This window comes from Paludibacterium purpuratum (genome assembly GCF_004363805.1).
Lineage (GTDB): Bacteria > Pseudomonadota > Gammaproteobacteria > Burkholderiales > Chromobacteriaceae > Paludibacterium > Paludibacterium purpuratum.
Genome location: NZ_SNZP01000001.1, coordinates 38999 through 53723, shown reverse-complemented (window position 1 = coordinate 53723; position 14725 = coordinate 38999). Strand labels below are relative to the sequence as shown.

20 protein-coding genes are annotated in these 14725 nt (G+C 61.1%); 7 read left to right on the top strand and 13 right to left on the bottom strand.

What is annotated here, in order from left to right:
- Positions 1-63 precede the first annotated feature (63 nt).
- The gene (locus tag DFP86_RS00225; RefSeq protein ID WP_133677992.1) at positions 64-1020 is read left to right on the top strand and encodes a LysR family transcriptional regulator; all 957 of its coding nucleotides are present in this window, start codon (positions 64-66) and stop codon (positions 1018-1020) included.
- Between the two features lie 142 nt (positions 1021-1162).
- On the opposite strand, the gene DFP86_RS00220 is transcribed toward DFP86_RS00225, so the two are convergent.
- A complete protein-coding gene (locus DFP86_RS00220; protein ID WP_133677991.1) occupies positions 1163-1678 on the bottom strand; it encodes a hypothetical protein in 516 nt (171 codons plus the stop codon).
- A gap of 196 nt (positions 1679-1874) precedes the next feature.
- Entirely contained in the window at positions 1875-2495 is a 621-nt protein-coding gene (coq7, locus tag DFP86_RS00215) for a 2-polyprenyl-3-methyl-6-methoxy-1,4-benzoquinone monooxygenase (protein ID WP_133677990.1), read from the bottom strand.
- A 148-nt stretch (positions 2496-2643) separates the two neighbouring features.
- Between coq7 and ppa the strand changes: the two genes are divergently transcribed.
- Together ppa and DFP86_RS00205 are read left to right on the top strand one after the other, a co-directional pair.
- Positions 2644-3171, top strand: coding sequence for an inorganic diphosphatase (ppa, locus tag DFP86_RS00210; RefSeq protein WP_133677989.1), 528 nt, complete (start codon positions 2644-2646; stop codon positions 3169-3171).
- 125 nt (positions 3172-3296) lie between these two features.
- The gene (locus DFP86_RS00205; RefSeq protein ID WP_133677988.1) at positions 3297-4058 is read left to right on the top strand and encodes a 6-phosphogluconate dehydrogenase; all 762 of its coding nucleotides are present in this window, start codon (positions 3297-3299) and stop codon (positions 4056-4058) included.
- Positions 4059-4111: 53 nt separating this feature from the next.
- Here the strand turns inward: DFP86_RS00205 and DFP86_RS00200 are convergent, their stop codons facing one another.
- Complete coding sequence (locus DFP86_RS00200) at positions 4112-4684, bottom strand: phasin family protein (protein ID WP_133677987.1); 573 nt, start codon at positions 4682-4684, stop codon at positions 4112-4114.
- 347 nt (positions 4685-5031) lie between these two features.
- On the opposite strand from DFP86_RS00200, the gene minC reads away from it, so the two are divergent.
- From minC to DFP86_RS00180, 4 genes are read left to right on the top strand one after another with little or no spacing between them, the layout of a single operon-like run.
- Positions 5032-5751, top strand: coding sequence for a septum site-determining protein MinC (gene minC / locus DFP86_RS00195; protein WP_133677986.1), 720 nt, complete (start codon positions 5032-5034; stop codon positions 5749-5751).
- A 28-nt stretch (positions 5752-5779) separates the two neighbouring features.
- Positions 5780-6592: a septum site-determining protein MinD gene (minD, locus tag DFP86_RS00190; RefSeq protein ID WP_133677985.1), complete on the top strand. Its 813-nt coding sequence runs from the start codon at positions 5780-5782 to the stop codon at positions 6590-6592.
- Positions 6593-6595: 3 nt separating this feature from the next.
- Positions 6596-6862, top strand: coding sequence for a cell division topological specificity factor MinE (gene minE, locus DFP86_RS00185; RefSeq protein ID WP_133677984.1), 267 nt, complete (start codon positions 6596-6598; stop codon positions 6860-6862).
- A gap of 6 nt (positions 6863-6868) precedes the next feature.
- Positions 6869-7813 (top strand): LysR substrate-binding domain-containing protein, encoded by a 945-nt coding sequence (locus DFP86_RS00180; protein WP_133677983.1) that lies wholly within the window; start codon positions 6869-6871, stop codon positions 7811-7813.
- Between the two features lie 52 nt (positions 7814-7865).
- On the opposite strand, the gene greB is transcribed toward DFP86_RS00180, so the two are convergent.
- The 10 genes from greB to DFP86_RS00130 all read right to left on the bottom strand — a co-directional run bounded on the left by greB (position 7866) and on the right by DFP86_RS00130 (position 14626).
- Positions 7866-8423, bottom strand: a complete 558-nt coding sequence (gene greB, locus DFP86_RS00175) for a transcription elongation factor GreB (protein WP_133678313.1) — start codon at positions 8421-8423, stop codon at positions 7866-7868.
- Between the two features lie 73 nt (positions 8424-8496).
- The gene (rluB, locus tag DFP86_RS00170; RefSeq protein WP_133677982.1) at positions 8497-9738 is read right to left on the bottom strand and encodes a 23S rRNA pseudouridine(2605) synthase RluB; all 1242 of its coding nucleotides are present in this window, start codon (positions 9736-9738) and stop codon (positions 8497-8499) included.
- A gap of 45 nt (positions 9739-9783) precedes the next feature.
- The gene (gene scpB / locus DFP86_RS00165) at positions 9784-10359 is read right to left on the bottom strand and encodes an SMC-Scp complex subunit ScpB (RefSeq protein ID WP_133677981.1); all 576 of its coding nucleotides are present in this window, start codon (positions 10357-10359) and stop codon (positions 9784-9786) included.
- 76 nt (positions 10360-10435) lie between these two features.
- The gene (locus DFP86_RS00160; RefSeq protein WP_133677980.1) at positions 10436-11278 is read right to left on the bottom strand and encodes a segregation and condensation protein A; all 843 of its coding nucleotides are present in this window, start codon (positions 11276-11278) and stop codon (positions 10436-10438) included.
- 3 nt (positions 11279-11281) lie between these two features.
- A complete protein-coding gene (locus tag DFP86_RS00155; protein WP_133677979.1) occupies positions 11282-11938 on the bottom strand; it encodes a site-2 protease family protein in 657 nt (218 codons plus the stop codon).
- A 30-nt stretch (positions 11939-11968) separates the two neighbouring features.
- Positions 11969-12589 (bottom strand): L-threonylcarbamoyladenylate synthase, encoded by a 621-nt coding sequence (locus DFP86_RS00150; RefSeq protein WP_133677978.1) that lies wholly within the window; start codon positions 12587-12589, stop codon positions 11969-11971.
- Between the two features lie 9 nt (positions 12590-12598).
- On the bottom strand, positions 12599-13453 hold the full coding sequence (locus DFP86_RS00145) for a 3',5'-nucleoside bisphosphate phosphatase (protein ID WP_133677977.1): 855 nt from the start codon (positions 13451-13453) through the stop codon (positions 12599-12601).
- Positions 13446-13631, bottom strand: coding sequence for an oxidoreductase-like domain-containing protein (locus tag DFP86_RS00140; RefSeq protein WP_133677976.1), 186 nt, complete (start codon positions 13629-13631; stop codon positions 13446-13448). Before DFP86_RS00140 ends, DFP86_RS00145 begins: the two co-directional genes overlap by 8 nt.
- Entirely contained in the window at positions 13624-13845 is a 222-nt protein-coding gene (locus tag DFP86_RS00135) for an RNA-binding S4 domain-containing protein (protein WP_133677975.1), read from the bottom strand. The genes DFP86_RS00140 and DFP86_RS00135 overlap by 8 nt, the downstream gene beginning before the upstream one ends.
- 199 nt (positions 13846-14044) lie before the next feature.
- On the bottom strand, positions 14045-14626 hold the full coding sequence (locus DFP86_RS00130; protein ID WP_243729272.1) for an AAA family ATPase: 582 nt from the start codon (positions 14624-14626) through the stop codon (positions 14045-14047).
- Positions 14627-14725 lie beyond the last annotated feature (99 nt).

The window sequence follows — 14725 nt, the reverse complement described above, 5'->3', positions numbered from 1 at the left end:
CATGGTTGTTCTATAATTCAGCTAATTCTAATTTGGCACACATGCAGTGCCATGAGCTGAACCATGCATCTCGACAACTTCGATATTCGCTTGCTGCGCCTGTTCGTCACCATCGTGGAGAGCGGCGGCTTTTCCGCGGCACAACGCAAGCTCGGCCTGTATCAGTCCGCCATCAGCAACAAGATGAACGACCTGGAAACCCGCTTGGGCATGAAGCTGTGCCAGCGCGGCCGCAAGGGGTTCCAACTGACGCCGGAAGGACGGCAGGTCTACGACGCCACGCTCAATCTGCTCAAACTGATCGACCAATACGAAGACGAGTTGGGCGACATCAAGCATGTCACCTTCGGCCATGTCCGCATCGGCCTATCCGACAACATCGCCACCCACCCGGACTGCCGCCTGCATGAGTGTCTGCGCCGCTTCAGTCAAAACTGCCCCAATGTCAGCTTGAGTCTGGAAGTCTGCGACGCCGCCCGCATCGAGACGCTGCTGCTGCAAGGCCAGTTGGACATCGGCGTGGCCTCCAGCGAGAAACAGCTACCGGGGCTTAGCTATCAGTTACTCTTCTCCGAGACCCAACGCCTGTACGCCGCCAGCCGGCACCCGATTTTCCTGCACTCCCCCGACCTGGTGACCAGCAAGAAGATCCTGGCCTATCCGATTGCCGGACGCGGCAAGGCTCACCCGGTCACGCCGCTGTGTCAATCGATGGGAATGAAGTCGCGCGCCGTTTCGACGCATATGGAAGGCACCTTGCACCTGCTGCTATCGGGCGAGTTCATCGGCTACCTCCCCGACCACTACGCGCGCATCTGGGTCGAGCGCTGCGAACTGCGGCCGATCCCGACACCGGACCTGGACTACAGCGCACCGTTCCACCTGATTCTGGCGCGCTTCAGCGCCCATTCGCACGCCACCGCGACGCTGATCGAGGAGATCCTTGCCGGCCACGCCGCGACGGCCGGCGAGGCGGAAATGACTGGCGATAGCGCTACGACGTCATCGCACGCGCGCTGAGCGGCATGGCGTGACGCAGCGGGAATAACGACCTGTGAAGAGATAAAGCGGGCGGGAAGATAGAAGGCCATCGAAGCACGTCGAAACGTGAATCCGATGGCCAACGATAGCATGGCATTCGTTCAAACTCGTTCGCCAGGCCTCACCAACGACAGCAACAGGATCCACCCCATCCATACGCGCCATAATTGGGCGGCGGCATAATGATCACGACCCCGGTTGTCGGGGGACGCGGCGCCACGACGGTAATCAGCGTGATCTGGAAGACCGGAACGAAGAAAGTGCCGGCCGGGATACAGCATCCCGGGTATTCCGTGATCGACACGCCGGCGCCCGTCCAACACGCAATCCACTCCGTCAGCACATGGATCACGTAGACCCTTTTGATACACAGCTCGGTGGCCTTGACGTTGGGAATGGCGACATAGCGCGAAGGCGCGGCGATGATCTGGCCCAGATTATAGGCTTGACCGCTTAGCGGCGCGTGCAGGTTCAGCGACAGCGAGTACTCATATTTGTTGCTCACCTCGGCTTCGCTGAATCGGCACTGATACTCGATCACCAGCTTTTTGAACTTACCTGTCAGATGGGGAAGGATGCTTTTGTATTTGTCGTCCGCTTCTTCAAAGCGCACAGACAGCACATCGATGTTGGCCATGAATGCCTCCTAACAAAAGGGGAGAGGATCGCTCCTTTTTGCGACGGGAAAGGGGACCACAAAAATGTAACTTCGTTACATTCCACGATGTTATAGATCATTCATTTTGGAAATGGAACCAAAAATAATGCCGATGTCCTAAGTAAAAATACTCACCTACTACCCTTCTCAGCGGGACCTTACGGACAAACCGGCATTACAGGCGATAGCTCAACGACGTCATCACACGCGCGCTGAGTTTCATGGCGTGGCGCAGCGGTAACGGCAACTTCGCCGCGCCGAAGTCGTGCGCCATCTCGGCATGGCGGCGCTCGTCGTCGCGCATCTGCGTCACGATGGCCCGGCTCCTGCCGTCTTGATCCGGCAGCCGCGTCAAATGACTCTCAAGATGCGCGGTCACCTGCTGTTCCGTTTCTTCCAGAAAACCGAGATTCCACTTGTCGCCCAGTACGCCAGCCGCCACACCGATGGCCAACGAGCCGCCGTACCACAGCGGATTGAGCAGACTGACCCTGCCGCCGAGCTCGCGCACGCGGCGCTCGGTCCAGGCCAGATGCTCCTCCTCCTCTTGCGCCGCCTGGCGCAGCGCCTCACGCGCCGACGCATCGCGCGCGGTCAACGCCTGCCCCTGATACAAGGCCTGTGCGCAGATCTCGCCGCAGTGATTGACACGCATCAACCCCTCGGCATGACGTTGCTCCTGCTCGGACAATTCGGCCTCGGGCACGCTATCGTCCGGGTGCGGACGCACACTGTGCGCCGGCGCCAGCAAGGTACGCAGTCCCTTGTCGAATTCGATGATCAGTTTGTCGAACATGGTGTATCGGTCCATTCCTGCAGCATAGGGTACGAATTATACCGTAATCATGTCGGCCTTTTCCCTATCCGCATCGCCCCCAGGGGAAAAGCTTGGTTATAATCGAGACATCGTTCGTTTGAGTAACGCTAAAAAAGGATTGAATACGATGGATCTGAAGCAAATCCCCGCCGGCAAGGAAATGCCGCACGATTTCAACGTTGTGATCGAAATCTCCGCCAACGGCGACCCGATCAAATATGAATTCGACAAGGATTCCAACGCGATCTTCGTCGACCGCTTCATGGGCACTTCGATGTTCTACCCGGCGAACTACGGCTTCGTACCGAACACCCTGTCGGGCGACGGCGATCCGGTGGACGTCCTGGTCGTCACGCCGTTCCCGCTGCCGCCGGGCGTGGTGGTACGCTGCCGCGCACTGGGCCTGATCAAGATGGAAGACGAATCCGGCGTCGATGCCAAGGTTGTCGCCGTGCCGGTGGAAAAGTTGTGCCCGATGTACAAGAGCGTGCAGAAGCTGGAAGACCTGCCGGAACTGCTGCGCAACCAGATGGTGCACTTCTTCGAACACTACAAAGACCTGGAAAAAGGCAAGTGGGTCAAGGTGCAAGGCTGGGGCACGCTGGAAGACGCCGCCACCGAGCTGAAAAACGGCGTGGCCAACTACAAAGACTGATCCCCGAGTGCGCGAAAAAGCCGGCGACACGCCGGTTTTTTTGCGCCCGCAGCCGCAACCGGCTCACATAATCTGCTAGGCTGAAGGGCAGACGCTCCCAATTACCTTGCGCACACGAGAACACCGTGAAAATCACCGTCCTAGGGAGTACCGAGCACGACCAGTGGTTCGCCCGCCGACTGCTGGCACACGGCTTCGAGGTCTCGGAGGCTAGCCAGAGCGAGCATCCGTTCACACGGGCAACAGGCGGCAACGCCGGCCCCGGCTTGCTGGCGGATCGTCATCTGATCGACACCGGTGCCAGCGGCATCGAGGCGCGCCATCATCTAGCCAGCGACTGTCGCGATGCCGGCTTCGGCTATGCCGAAATCGCCGGCCCATGGCAAGCGTTCGGCCAGCAATACGGGTTTGCGCTATTCATCGGCGCGGCGCCGGAGACGCTCGACACACTGACCCCGTTGTTCGATGCGCTGGCACCGCAAGCCGGTGCCTGGTTGCCCTGCGGACCGGCAGGCGCCGGACGTTTCGCCGCCCAGATCTTCGACGCGCTCTCCATGGCCTGCGCGCTGGCCTGCCAGGCCGGCTGGTCAACGCCCGGCCACACACCGCAGCCCCCGGACTGGGGCGCCTTCTTCCTGCAGCAACAAGTGCTGGCCGACAAATTGCTGGCACTATCCCAACTGTATTTGTCGCTCTACCCAGAGACCGAGGAAGCAGAATCGCCTTGGCAGCAACTGGCCGCATTCAGCCAACCGCCGCGCCAGCAGGCCCACTTCGCCGCAAACCTGGCAAGGCTGATCACGCTGGCACTGACGCAGCGCGAAGCACAACAGGAAATGCTGACCCAGTTGATGGGCGGTCTGAGCCCACGCCCGCCCCAGGCATAAAACGAAAAAACCGCCCTAAGGCGGTTTTTTTTCGTTGCACATCCGCTCGGCGATCAAGCGCCGGTGGTGGCTGCCGGCTTCTTGCTACGAGCCACGGCGGCGGAGGCAGCCTTGGCCGAGTTGGTGGCGGCCTGAACACTGGCTTCGGCGATTTCGGCGCCTACCTTCTTGGCGGTCTTGGATACGCTTTCGAAAGCGGCGTTGGATTGGTTCACCAGCGTCTTAAGCGCAGTCACAGCGATGTCGGAACCGGCCGGGGCATTCTTGGCCAGGCGGTCCAGCGTGCTGATCAACGTTTTGTTGTTTTCGGCAACCTGCTCTTCGATGAAAGCCGACAATTCGTTCTGCGTCGCCACGGCAGCGTCGTAGACATTGCGCGCAACGGCAAAAGCTTGGTCGATGGTCGGCTGAGCGATGTTGGTCTGAAATTCGACCAGGCCCTTCGGATCCTTCACTTCGGCCAGAGCCTTGAAGGTTTGCGCTTGGTCGGCCAGCAGCTTGCGGGTCAGATCCAGTTGCAACGAGGCCAGGCGCTCGGCGCTGGTCAAAACGATGGAGGACAGGCGCACAGCTTTGTCAAACTGCGCTTGGCCAATAGCAGAGAATTCCTGAGTGTTGAACGACATGGATAGCTCCTACATAAGTTAGACAGATCTTGCCGCGAGAACATCAAGCCTGCATTTGTTGCACCGCACAATCAAACTTTACGCACACGGAAATCTTCCGTCAACCATTATTGCGGCGCACAAGCGCACAACTCACTAATTCCGCATCATTTTTACGACAAGTTCATTCCAATATCATTACAGAAGCATCGCCCCCAGCCACCTACCCTTTGGAGCAGGTCTGTTGCCGCGCAGCAATACGACGGTCAAAAGCCTCAATTCCGTAGGACAATTCTGGCGGATTGATTGAAAGCTCCCGCACAAGGAAGTACACTGCCACCCATAAAAGAAATCTATCCAAAGGCATCATGAGCCAAGCAGCAAGCAATATATTCGACATCAAATCCGCCAGCCTCGATTTGCTGGCGCTGATACCTCGCACAACCGACCTGGAAACGCTCACGCAGGCCTTGGCACAGCGCTTCGGTCAGCGTTCGGCACTGGGTGGCGAAGCTTTCGTCATCGATCTCGAGGGCCTCGAAAACCCCGAACAGCTCGACCTCGGCCGTTTACTGCCGCTATTGCGCCAGCACGGCTTGCGCGTTGTCGGGCTGCGCCACCCATCTTCCGCCCTGGCGGCCTTGGCGGCACAGCATGACCTGGTCTATCTAGGCGACGCACCGCGCGCCGACAAGCCGGCCGCCGCGCCGGCGCCCGCCAAGCCAGCCAAGCCCGCGGCAGAACCGACCCCGGTACCGACCATGTTGGTCGAGCGCCCTGTGCGCGCTGGCCAACAGATCTACGCAAAAGGCAGCAATCTGGTGGTATTGGCCATGGTCAGCGCCGGCGCCGAAATCATCGCCGACGGCGACATCCATGTGTATGCGCCGCTGCGCGGCCGTGCCTTGGCCGGTGCACGCGGCAATACCGCGGCGCGCATCTTCGCACGCAATATGGAAGCCGAGCTGGTCTCCATTGCCGGCGTCTACCGCACTATCGAACAGGCCCTGCCCGACAGCATTCGCGGCAAGGCTACCCAGATTTTCCTGGAGAACGAGCGCCTGGTGATGACCGCGCTCGGCGAATAACCGATTGACATTCAATAGGGAACCACACGTGGCAAAAATCATTGTCGTGACATCGGGCAAGGGCGGGGTCGGCAAGACCACCACCAGCGCCAGCTTCGCCTCCGGCCTGGCACTGAACGGCCACAAGACGGCCGTCATCGACTTCGACGTCGGCTTGCGCAATCTCGATCTGATCATGGGTTGCGAACGCCGCGTGGTGTACGACCTGATCAACGTGGTCAATAAAGAAGCCACGCTGAACCAGGCGCTGATCAAAGACAAGAACTGCGACAACCTGTACATCCTCCCCGCGTCGCAGACCCGCGATAAGGATGCGCTCACCGAAGAGGGCGTCGAGCAGGTGCTCAAAGAATTGGCCGAGATGAACTTCGAGTACATCGTATGCGACTCGCCGGCCGGTATCGAAAAGGGCGCGCTGTTGGCGCTGTACTTCGCCGACGAAGCCGTCATCGTCACCAACCCCGAAGTGTCCTCGGTACGCGACTCCGATCGCATCCTGGGCATCCTGTCGGCCAAATCGAAACGCGCGCTGGAAGGCCGCGAGCCGGTCAAGGAGCACTTGCTGCTGACCCGCTACTCGCCAAGCCGAGTGGAAAAGGGCGAAATGCTGTCGGTGGACGACGTCAAGGAAATCCTGCGCGTGTCGCTGATCGGCGTGATTCCTGAATCGCAAGTGGTGCTGCAGGCATCCAACGCCGGTAATCCCGCCATTCACATGAAGGGTACCGACGTCGCCGAGGCCTATACCGACGTGGTGTCTCGTTTCTTGGGCCGCGACTGCCCGATGCGTTTCCTCGATGCACCGAAGACCGGTCTCCTCAAGCGCCTGTTCGGAGGCTAAGGTATGACGCTCATTGAAAGAATTTTCGGCAAACGCCAAAAATCGGCCGATATCGCACGCGAAAGACTGCAGATCATCCTGGCGCACGAGCGCAGCGGCCGTGGCGCCGGCTCGACGCCCGACTATCTGCCGGCGCTGCAGCGCGAACTGGTGGAAGTGATTTCCAAGTACGTATCGATCAACCAGGACGATATCAAGGTACAACTGGAGCGCCAGGACAACTTCGAAGTCCTGGAGGTCAACATCGTCCTGCCGGAAAAGAATCGCTAAGACACCATGACGCTAACCGAACTGCGCTACATCGTGGCCGTGGCACGCGAACGGCACTTCGGCCGCGCGGCACAGGGCTGCTTCGTCAGCCAGCCGACGCTGTCGATCGCCATCAAGAAGCTGGAGGACGAACTGGGCGTCACGCTATTCGAGCGCGGCGGCCAGGAAGTCAGCGTGACCGAAATCGGCGAACGCGTCGTCGAACAGGCTCAGCGCGTGCTGGAAGAGGCGGACACCATCAAGCGCCTGGCGGGCGAGCACCAGAACGAACTGGTCGGCCCGCTCAAGCTCGGCGTCATCTTCACCATCGGGCCCTATCTGCTGCCGCGCCTGATTCCGGCGCTACGCCAATTGGCGCCCGACATGCCGCTGATCATCGAAGAGAATTACACCGCACGCCTGGCGGAAATGCTCAAGCGCGGCGAAGTCGACGCGGTCATTGTCGCCGACCCGTTCGATGAGCCCGGCACCATCGCCTGGCCGCTGTACGACGAACCGTTCGTGGTGGCGACGCCCAAAGGTCATCCGTGGGAAAAGCTCGAACGGGTGGAGACCGCTCAGCTATCGCAGCAGAGCGTACTGCTGCTCACCCAGGGCAACTGCTTCCGCGACCAGGTGCTGCAAGCTTGCAGCGACCTGGCCAGCCGGCAGAATCATGGCCATGGGCTCGCCGGCATGTTGCAGGGCAGCTCGCTCAACACCATCCGCCACATGGTGGCGAGCGGCATCGGCATCACCGTGATGCCGGCCACTTCGGTCAGCCCCGCCGACGAACCATTGCTGTCGATACGCCCGTTCAAGGCTCCGGTGCCCGAACGCCGCGTATTGCTGGTGACGCGCAAACAGTTCTTCCGCCGCAAGGCGATCGAGACGCTGCAACAGGCGATCTTCCATTCCGGCCTGCCGGAAGTCTCCATGCTGACCGATCTGCCTGCGCCGCTCACGCTTTGAAAGCGTTCGTCCGAGCGTTGAAGCAACGGCCCGAATCGGGCCGTTTTTCGTATTACTCGATCTTTTCGTAGCGCACTTCCAGGATATCGATGTCCTCGTCGCCATCCGGACCGCGAAACAGTACCGTATCGCCCTCGCGAGCCTTCAGCAGGCTTCGGGCAATCGGCGAGATCCAGCTGATGTGGTTCTTCGACAGGTCGGTCTCGTCCACGCCGACAATGCGCAGCAATTGCTCCTGGCCATTGCCGCGAGCGATGAGCACCGTGGCGGAAAAGAAGATCTGGTCGGTCGGCGGGCGCGTCTCCGGATCGACCACTTCGGCGATCTCCAGCCGCTTGGTCAAAAAGCGGATACGGCGGTCGATTTCGCGCAAGCGGCGCTTACCGTAAATGTAATCGCCATTCTCGGAGCGATCGCCATTGCCGGCGGCCCAGTTGACCACCTGCACGATTTCCGGCCGCTCGCGATGCACCAGGTGATACAGCTCTTCCTTCAGGCGTCGCCAGCCGCCAGGAGTCAGGTAATTCTTACTACTGACGGGCAAGCGCTGCTCGGCGGGAAGATCGTCTTCCGCGTCATCGTCCTGCTCTTTGGTAAAAGCCTTGTTCATCATAAAGCCCAGAAAATAAAAACCCCCAAGCGCTAAGGTAGGCGCCTGGGGGTTCGAATTCAAGTCAAGCGGCTCAGCGACGCGGCTTGCCGCCGGTCATGGTCAGGTGAGCCCACTTCATCACCGCGGCCACTTCGACTTCGTTGAGTTCGTAGAACTGCCCGCGCTTCAGGCGCGGCGGCAGGCCGATTTGGCCGAAGCGCACCCGCATCAAGCGGCTGACCTGCAGGCCGAAGTGCTCGAACATACGACGCACTTCGCGATTGCGGCCTTCCTTGAGCACCACCCGGTACCAATGATTGCTGCCCTCGCCCCCCTGGTCGATGATGCGATCGAAACGCGCCGGGCCGTCCTCCAGCTCGATTTCCTTGCACATCTCGCGGCGCTGCTCGTCGGTCACTTCGCCCAGCACGCGCACCGCATACTCGCGCTCCACTTCGAAGCTCGGGTGCATCATATTGTTGGCCAATTCGCCGCTGGTGGTGATGATCATCAAGCCGCTGGTATTCACGTCAAGCCGGCCCACCGCCACCCAGCGGCTGCTCTTGGCCTGAGGCAGGCGATCGAATACCGTCACGCGGCCTTGCGGATCGTCGCGCGACACGATTTCGCCCTCCTGCTTGTGATACAGGATCACGCGCGGCAAGCGGTCGGCCCACTTCAGCTTGATCGAGCTGCCCTTGACGGTCACGCGGTCGTGCGGCCCGACCTTGTCGCCCAGCGTCGCCTTCTTGCCGTTGACCAGCACTAGGCCGGCCTCGATCCACTCTTCCATTTCGCGGCGCGAGCCGACGCCCGACTGGGCCAGTGCCTTCTGTACCCGCACAGGCTCGATACGATCGTAATCGACGCGGGTTTCGCGCAGCTGGCGCGCCCGCTCCTGCATTTTCTGCCCCGGATCGCGCAGCATCAGTTTCTTGGCGCGCGCCACCTTGGGGGCCGGCGTGCGCTCGTCGCGCGGCGGGCGGACTTCTTCGCGTTTATCGCGTGCGTAGGGCGCGCGCTCGTCCCGTCTGGTACGATCCAGCGGGGCACGCTCATCCCGTCTGGTACGTTCCAGCGGGGCGCGTTCCAGTGGCGCACGCTCGTCGCGGCGCGCAAACGGTGCGCCGCCCGGGACGGTGCGACCGCTCGCCGGCTTCTTGCCCAACGGGGTTTGCTTGCCGGAACCCGGCGGCAATTGCGCCGGTTTGGATTTGATGAACGACGAGCCTCCCGGCTTGCCGCTACCAGCCGGATTGCGCGGCTGGCTCGTCTCGCGGCCTTTGACACGCGCCACCGGTTGGCGGGCGCGATTGTTTTGTCCTTTAGACATGTCGATTCCTATTCATTGGAGCGTGTCCCCACGCCCATAACCCCTTCAACTATCCAGGGGCGAGTCGTCCGGCTCGATACCCGGCACCACCAAGGCGCCCAACTCGGCCAACGGCGGCAGATCGCCGAGCGAGTTCAGGCCCAGATCGTCGAGAAACTTGCGCGTGGTGGCATAGAGGCCGGGTCGGCCCGGTACTTCCTTGTGCCCGATCACTTCGATCCAGGCACGTTCCAGCAGCGTCTGCACCACCCCGGTCGATACCGTCACGCCGCGGATCGACTCGATGTCGCCGCGCGTAACAGGTTGCTTATAGGCAATAATCGCCAAGGTTTCCATGACCGCACGCGAGTAGCGCGGCGGTTTTTCCGGATTGAGCCGCGCCAAATAAGGCGTCAACTCCGTGCGAGCACGAAAGCGCCAGCCCGACGACAAGCGCACAAGCTCGACCCCGCGCCCAAGCCAGGCACGCTGGATCTCATCCAGCGCATCGTTGATCGCCGCCGCCGCGACCTCCTCGGCAAACAGCTTTTTCAGTTGGCCGACCGACAATGGCTCGCTCGCCGTCAGCAGGGCGGTTTCGAGAACGGTCTTGAAATGGGTCGGGTCGCCCGTCATGGACATGGGTCACGTGCAGAAATGCGGGAAGCTGCGGATTTTACATGAAAAATCAGCTGAGTGGGGAGATGTTGCCGCCAGTTTACGCCGGCTCGGTCGCGGTATTGGCACTGCGCACGTAAATCGGCAGGTACGCCGCCTCCTGGCTGACCCGCAGCAGCCCCTCCTTCACCAGTTCCAGAATGGCGATGAAATTGACCACCAGGTACGACACGCCCCGCTCGATCTCGAACAATGCCTCGAACGGCACATAATCTCGACCGTCGACCTGGCGCAGAATCCAGCTCATCTGCTCGCGCACCGACAGCTGGTCAGTGGTCACCTGGTGATGGCGGTTGCGCGCGGCGCGCGACAGGATCGATAGCCAGGCCTGACGCAGATCGACCGGCGTCACATCCGGCAAACGCGTCTCCGCGGTCTGTTCCAACAACACCGCCAGCCAAACGAAATCGCGCTCGGCTTGCGGCAATTGGTCGAGCGCCAAGCCCGCGAGCTTCATCTGTTCGTACTCCAACAGCCGGCGCGCAAGCTCGGCGCGCGGATCCTCCACTTCGGCCTCGTCCTCGCGCGGCGGGCGCGGCAGCAGCAGGCGCGACTTAATCTCGATCAATAGCGCCGCCATCAGCAGATACTCGGCAGCCAACTCAAGACGCTCATGCTGCATGGCATCGATATACGCCATGTATTGCGAGGTGATCGGCGCCATCGGAATATCCAGCACGTTCAAATTCTGCTTGCGGATCAAGTACAACAGCAGATCGAGCGGCCCCTCGAAACTCTCCAGGATCACCTTGAGCGCATCGGGCGGGATAAACAAATCCTGCGGCAACGCCAATACCGGTTCGCCGAACACGTGCGCCAGCGGCACACCGTCCGGCAACACCGGCGCCTCAAGCGTGAAACCGTCGTCGGAGACGCCGCTCATGGGTTACAACATCATGTTCAGCAGGCCGTACATCAGCCGCACCAGCGGCGATAACAGCAAGGACAGCACATTCACCCCGCCGAACTGGCCGAGCACCATCAGGCCGATCAGCACCCACATGCCATAGGGTTCGAGTCGCGAGTATTGCCAGGCTAGCGGGCGCGGCAGCAGGCTCTCCAAAATACGGCCGCCATCGAGCGGCAGGATCGGCAGCAGATTAAGCGCCATCAGCATCACATTGATCGTCATGCCGGCCTGGCTCATCAGCGCCAGCGGTTCGCTATAGCCGTTGGCCATCGCCAGCGCCAGCTTGAACAGCAAGGTCCAGATCAGCGCCATCGCCAAGTTGGCGCCCGGCCCGGCGGCGGCCACCCAGAGACCGCCGAAGCGCGGGTTCTTCAGCGCGCCGAAATTGACCGGCACGGGCTTGGCCCAGCCGAAGATGAAACCGCCGACCGACAAGCACAGCAACGGCAACAGGATGGTGCCGAACGGATCGATGTGTTTGAGCGGGTTGAGCGTCATGCGTCCCAGCACATAGGCGGTCGGGTCGCCGAAGCGTTTGGCGGCGTAAGCGTGCGCCGCCTCGTGCACGGTGATCGCCAACAGGATCGGCAGCGCATAAACGGAAATCTTCTGCAGTAAGTTCAATGTATCCATGGACTCTCGTTTCTAAAATTCGGCACTGAATTACAACCCGAACAGTGCTGGATCCCCTTTGCCGCGCCGGATCAGCGTCACCCCATCGGTCAAGTCGAGCACCGTCGTCGGCTCGCTTCCGCTCCAACCGCCGTCCAGAATCAAGTCGACCTGATGCTCCAGCCGATCGCGAATATCGTAGGGATCGCACAACGGCTCAGGCTCGCCCGGCAGCATCAGTGTCGAGGAGAGGATCGGTTCGTTCAACTCCTGCAGCAGCGCCTGCGCAACCGGGTGATCCGGTACGCGCAAGCCAATGGTCGAACGTTTGGGATGCAAAGTGCGGCGCGGCACCTCGCGCGTCGCCTGCAAAATGAAAGTAAAACTACCCGGCGTCGCCGCCTTGAGCATGCGGAACTGCGCGTTATCGACCTTGGCGTAATTGGCCAACTCCGACAAATTGTTGCACACCAAGGTCAGGTGGTGCTTCTGATCCACCTGCCGGATCGACAGAATACGCTCCATCGCATGCTTGTCGCCCAAGCGGCAGCCAAGCGCGTAACAGGAATCGGTCGGATAGACGATCACCCCGCCCTCTTGGAGGATCTTCACCGCCTCGCGGATCAACCGCGCCTGCGGATTTTCCGGGTGAATCACAAAAAACTGAGCCATTTCTTTTCCTCAGCGCACGATGCGGTCGGCCAACAGCTCCCACACCGGCCGGCAAATCGGCGGCAGGTCGTCGGTGCGACCGACATCGCGGCAGCCCTCCCCCGGCGCATGGAAATCGCTGCCGGCACTGCTCCACAAATCGAAGCGTTGCGCGATCAGCGCGTACTTGTGCATATCGTCCAGGCTGTGGCTGCCGCTGGCCACTTCGATGCCCCGGCCACCCGCCGCCTTGAATTCGTCGATCAGCCGCTCGGTCAACGTGCGCCCCATCTCGTAACGGCCGGGATGCGCGATCACCGCCTCCCCGCCTGCGCCGACGATCCAACCCACCGCATCGGCAAGCGTCGCCCAACGGTGCGGCACATACCCCGGTTTACCCGGCGTCAGATATTTGCGGAACACCGTGCGCACATCCTTGACATGGCCTTGCTCCACCAGGAAGCGGGCGAAATGGGTACGGCTGATCTGATCCGGGTTGTCGCAGAACACCATCGCCCCTTCGAACGCCCCTTCGATGCCGACGCGCGCCAACTGCGCAGCCATTTCGTGCGCCCGGTCGATACGCCCCTGGCGCACGCCATCGAGCCCGGCGCGCAAGGTCGAATCGTCCGGATCGAAGCCCAGTCCGACGATATGCACCGTCTGCGCCTTGACGCCCCAACTCACGGAAGCCTCGACGCCGTTGAGAAACGGCAGCCCCAGCTTCTGCGCTTCGGCGCGCGCCTCGGCGAGGCCGGCCAGGCAATCGTGGTCGGTCAACGCCACCAGACTGGCTTCGCGTTCATGCGCACGGGCAATCACCTCGGCCGGCGCCAGCGCGCCGTCCGAGGCGCGCGAGTGGAAATGCAAATCGATACTAGCCATTCAAACCCTCCCGAGCGGCGCCCTGGCGCGCTTGCCAATCGGCCAACGCCTGGCGATAGGCTGCCAGTTCGGCAAAATACGTGGTCCAGACGCAAAACTCGCAGCCGCTGCCGCAACACATGCTGTCCTCAGGCGGCACAGGCTCTTCCGGCGCCGCGTCGTCGGGCACATCAGCCATGCGCCGCGACCACCTCGATGGTAAAGCCCGCGCCGCTGACACGGCTGCCCGGACGGATCTTGCAGGTCTTGCGCAGCTCCTGCCGACCATCGACCGAAATACCGCCTTCGGCCACCATATGCTTGGCTGCGCCACCGCTATCGGCAACACCGCAAATCTTCAACAAATCGCACAACGCGATATATTCACCGCGCAATTCAAAAGTTTTCTGCATTACTTCACATCCATGCTGGATAGTGCTGTGAGCGGGCGGTGGATAACCATGCCAACTCATTCACATATCAGGGAAAATCATGACAGCCTATTTTTTAGGCACCGCGACTCGGCTATCCACGACAACGCGGGACAGTGTTGTGAGCCGATTGTGGACAACCGCGACAAGCGTATGAGGCAAAAGCGGTTTTTCCATCTGATCAAATTTTAGGCAATTTCGGCTGGATTTGCCGTAGCGCCCGCCAAGCCAAATCCACGCGCGCCAGCCCCTCTCCGGCAATTTCCCGCACAGTCGAACCGTCGGCGTGCAAGGCGCTACGATAACGCATCAGCAACGTGGCGCGTCCATCCGGGTGCGTACGCAGCGGATCCGGCGTCCAGGGAATATCCGGCAACGGCAAGAGGGTCAGCGCATAGTTCCGCGGCAGATAGAGCGCAGTCAGAGCCGGATCGACAGTGCCAAAGGCCACTTCCGACCAGATCAGACAAGTCAACACCGTACTATCGCACAGCAGCCAGCGTGCGCCGCTCGCCGCCGCTTGCGCCTCGGCCGCCAACTGTCCGCGCGCAATCGCCAGCAGATCGTCGAGCGTCGGCCGGTACGGTCGCTCGGCATAATAAGCGCGCGCATATTCCGGCACCAGCGCACACGACTCGCCGGCGTTACGCAAGCGCTCTGCCAACGCTTCGGCCAAGGTCGTCTTACCGCACGACTCCGGCCCGACCAGCGCCACTTTGCACTGCGTCCCTTGCATGCCCGTGCCCAACACTAAAACAAACATTATATGACTCCGCGCGGGCGCTGGGTAAATTCTCACAAGCCACGGGGACAGCCTTGTGAACCGGCTGTGGATAGCCGCGACAAGTCGATGATCGGCCTG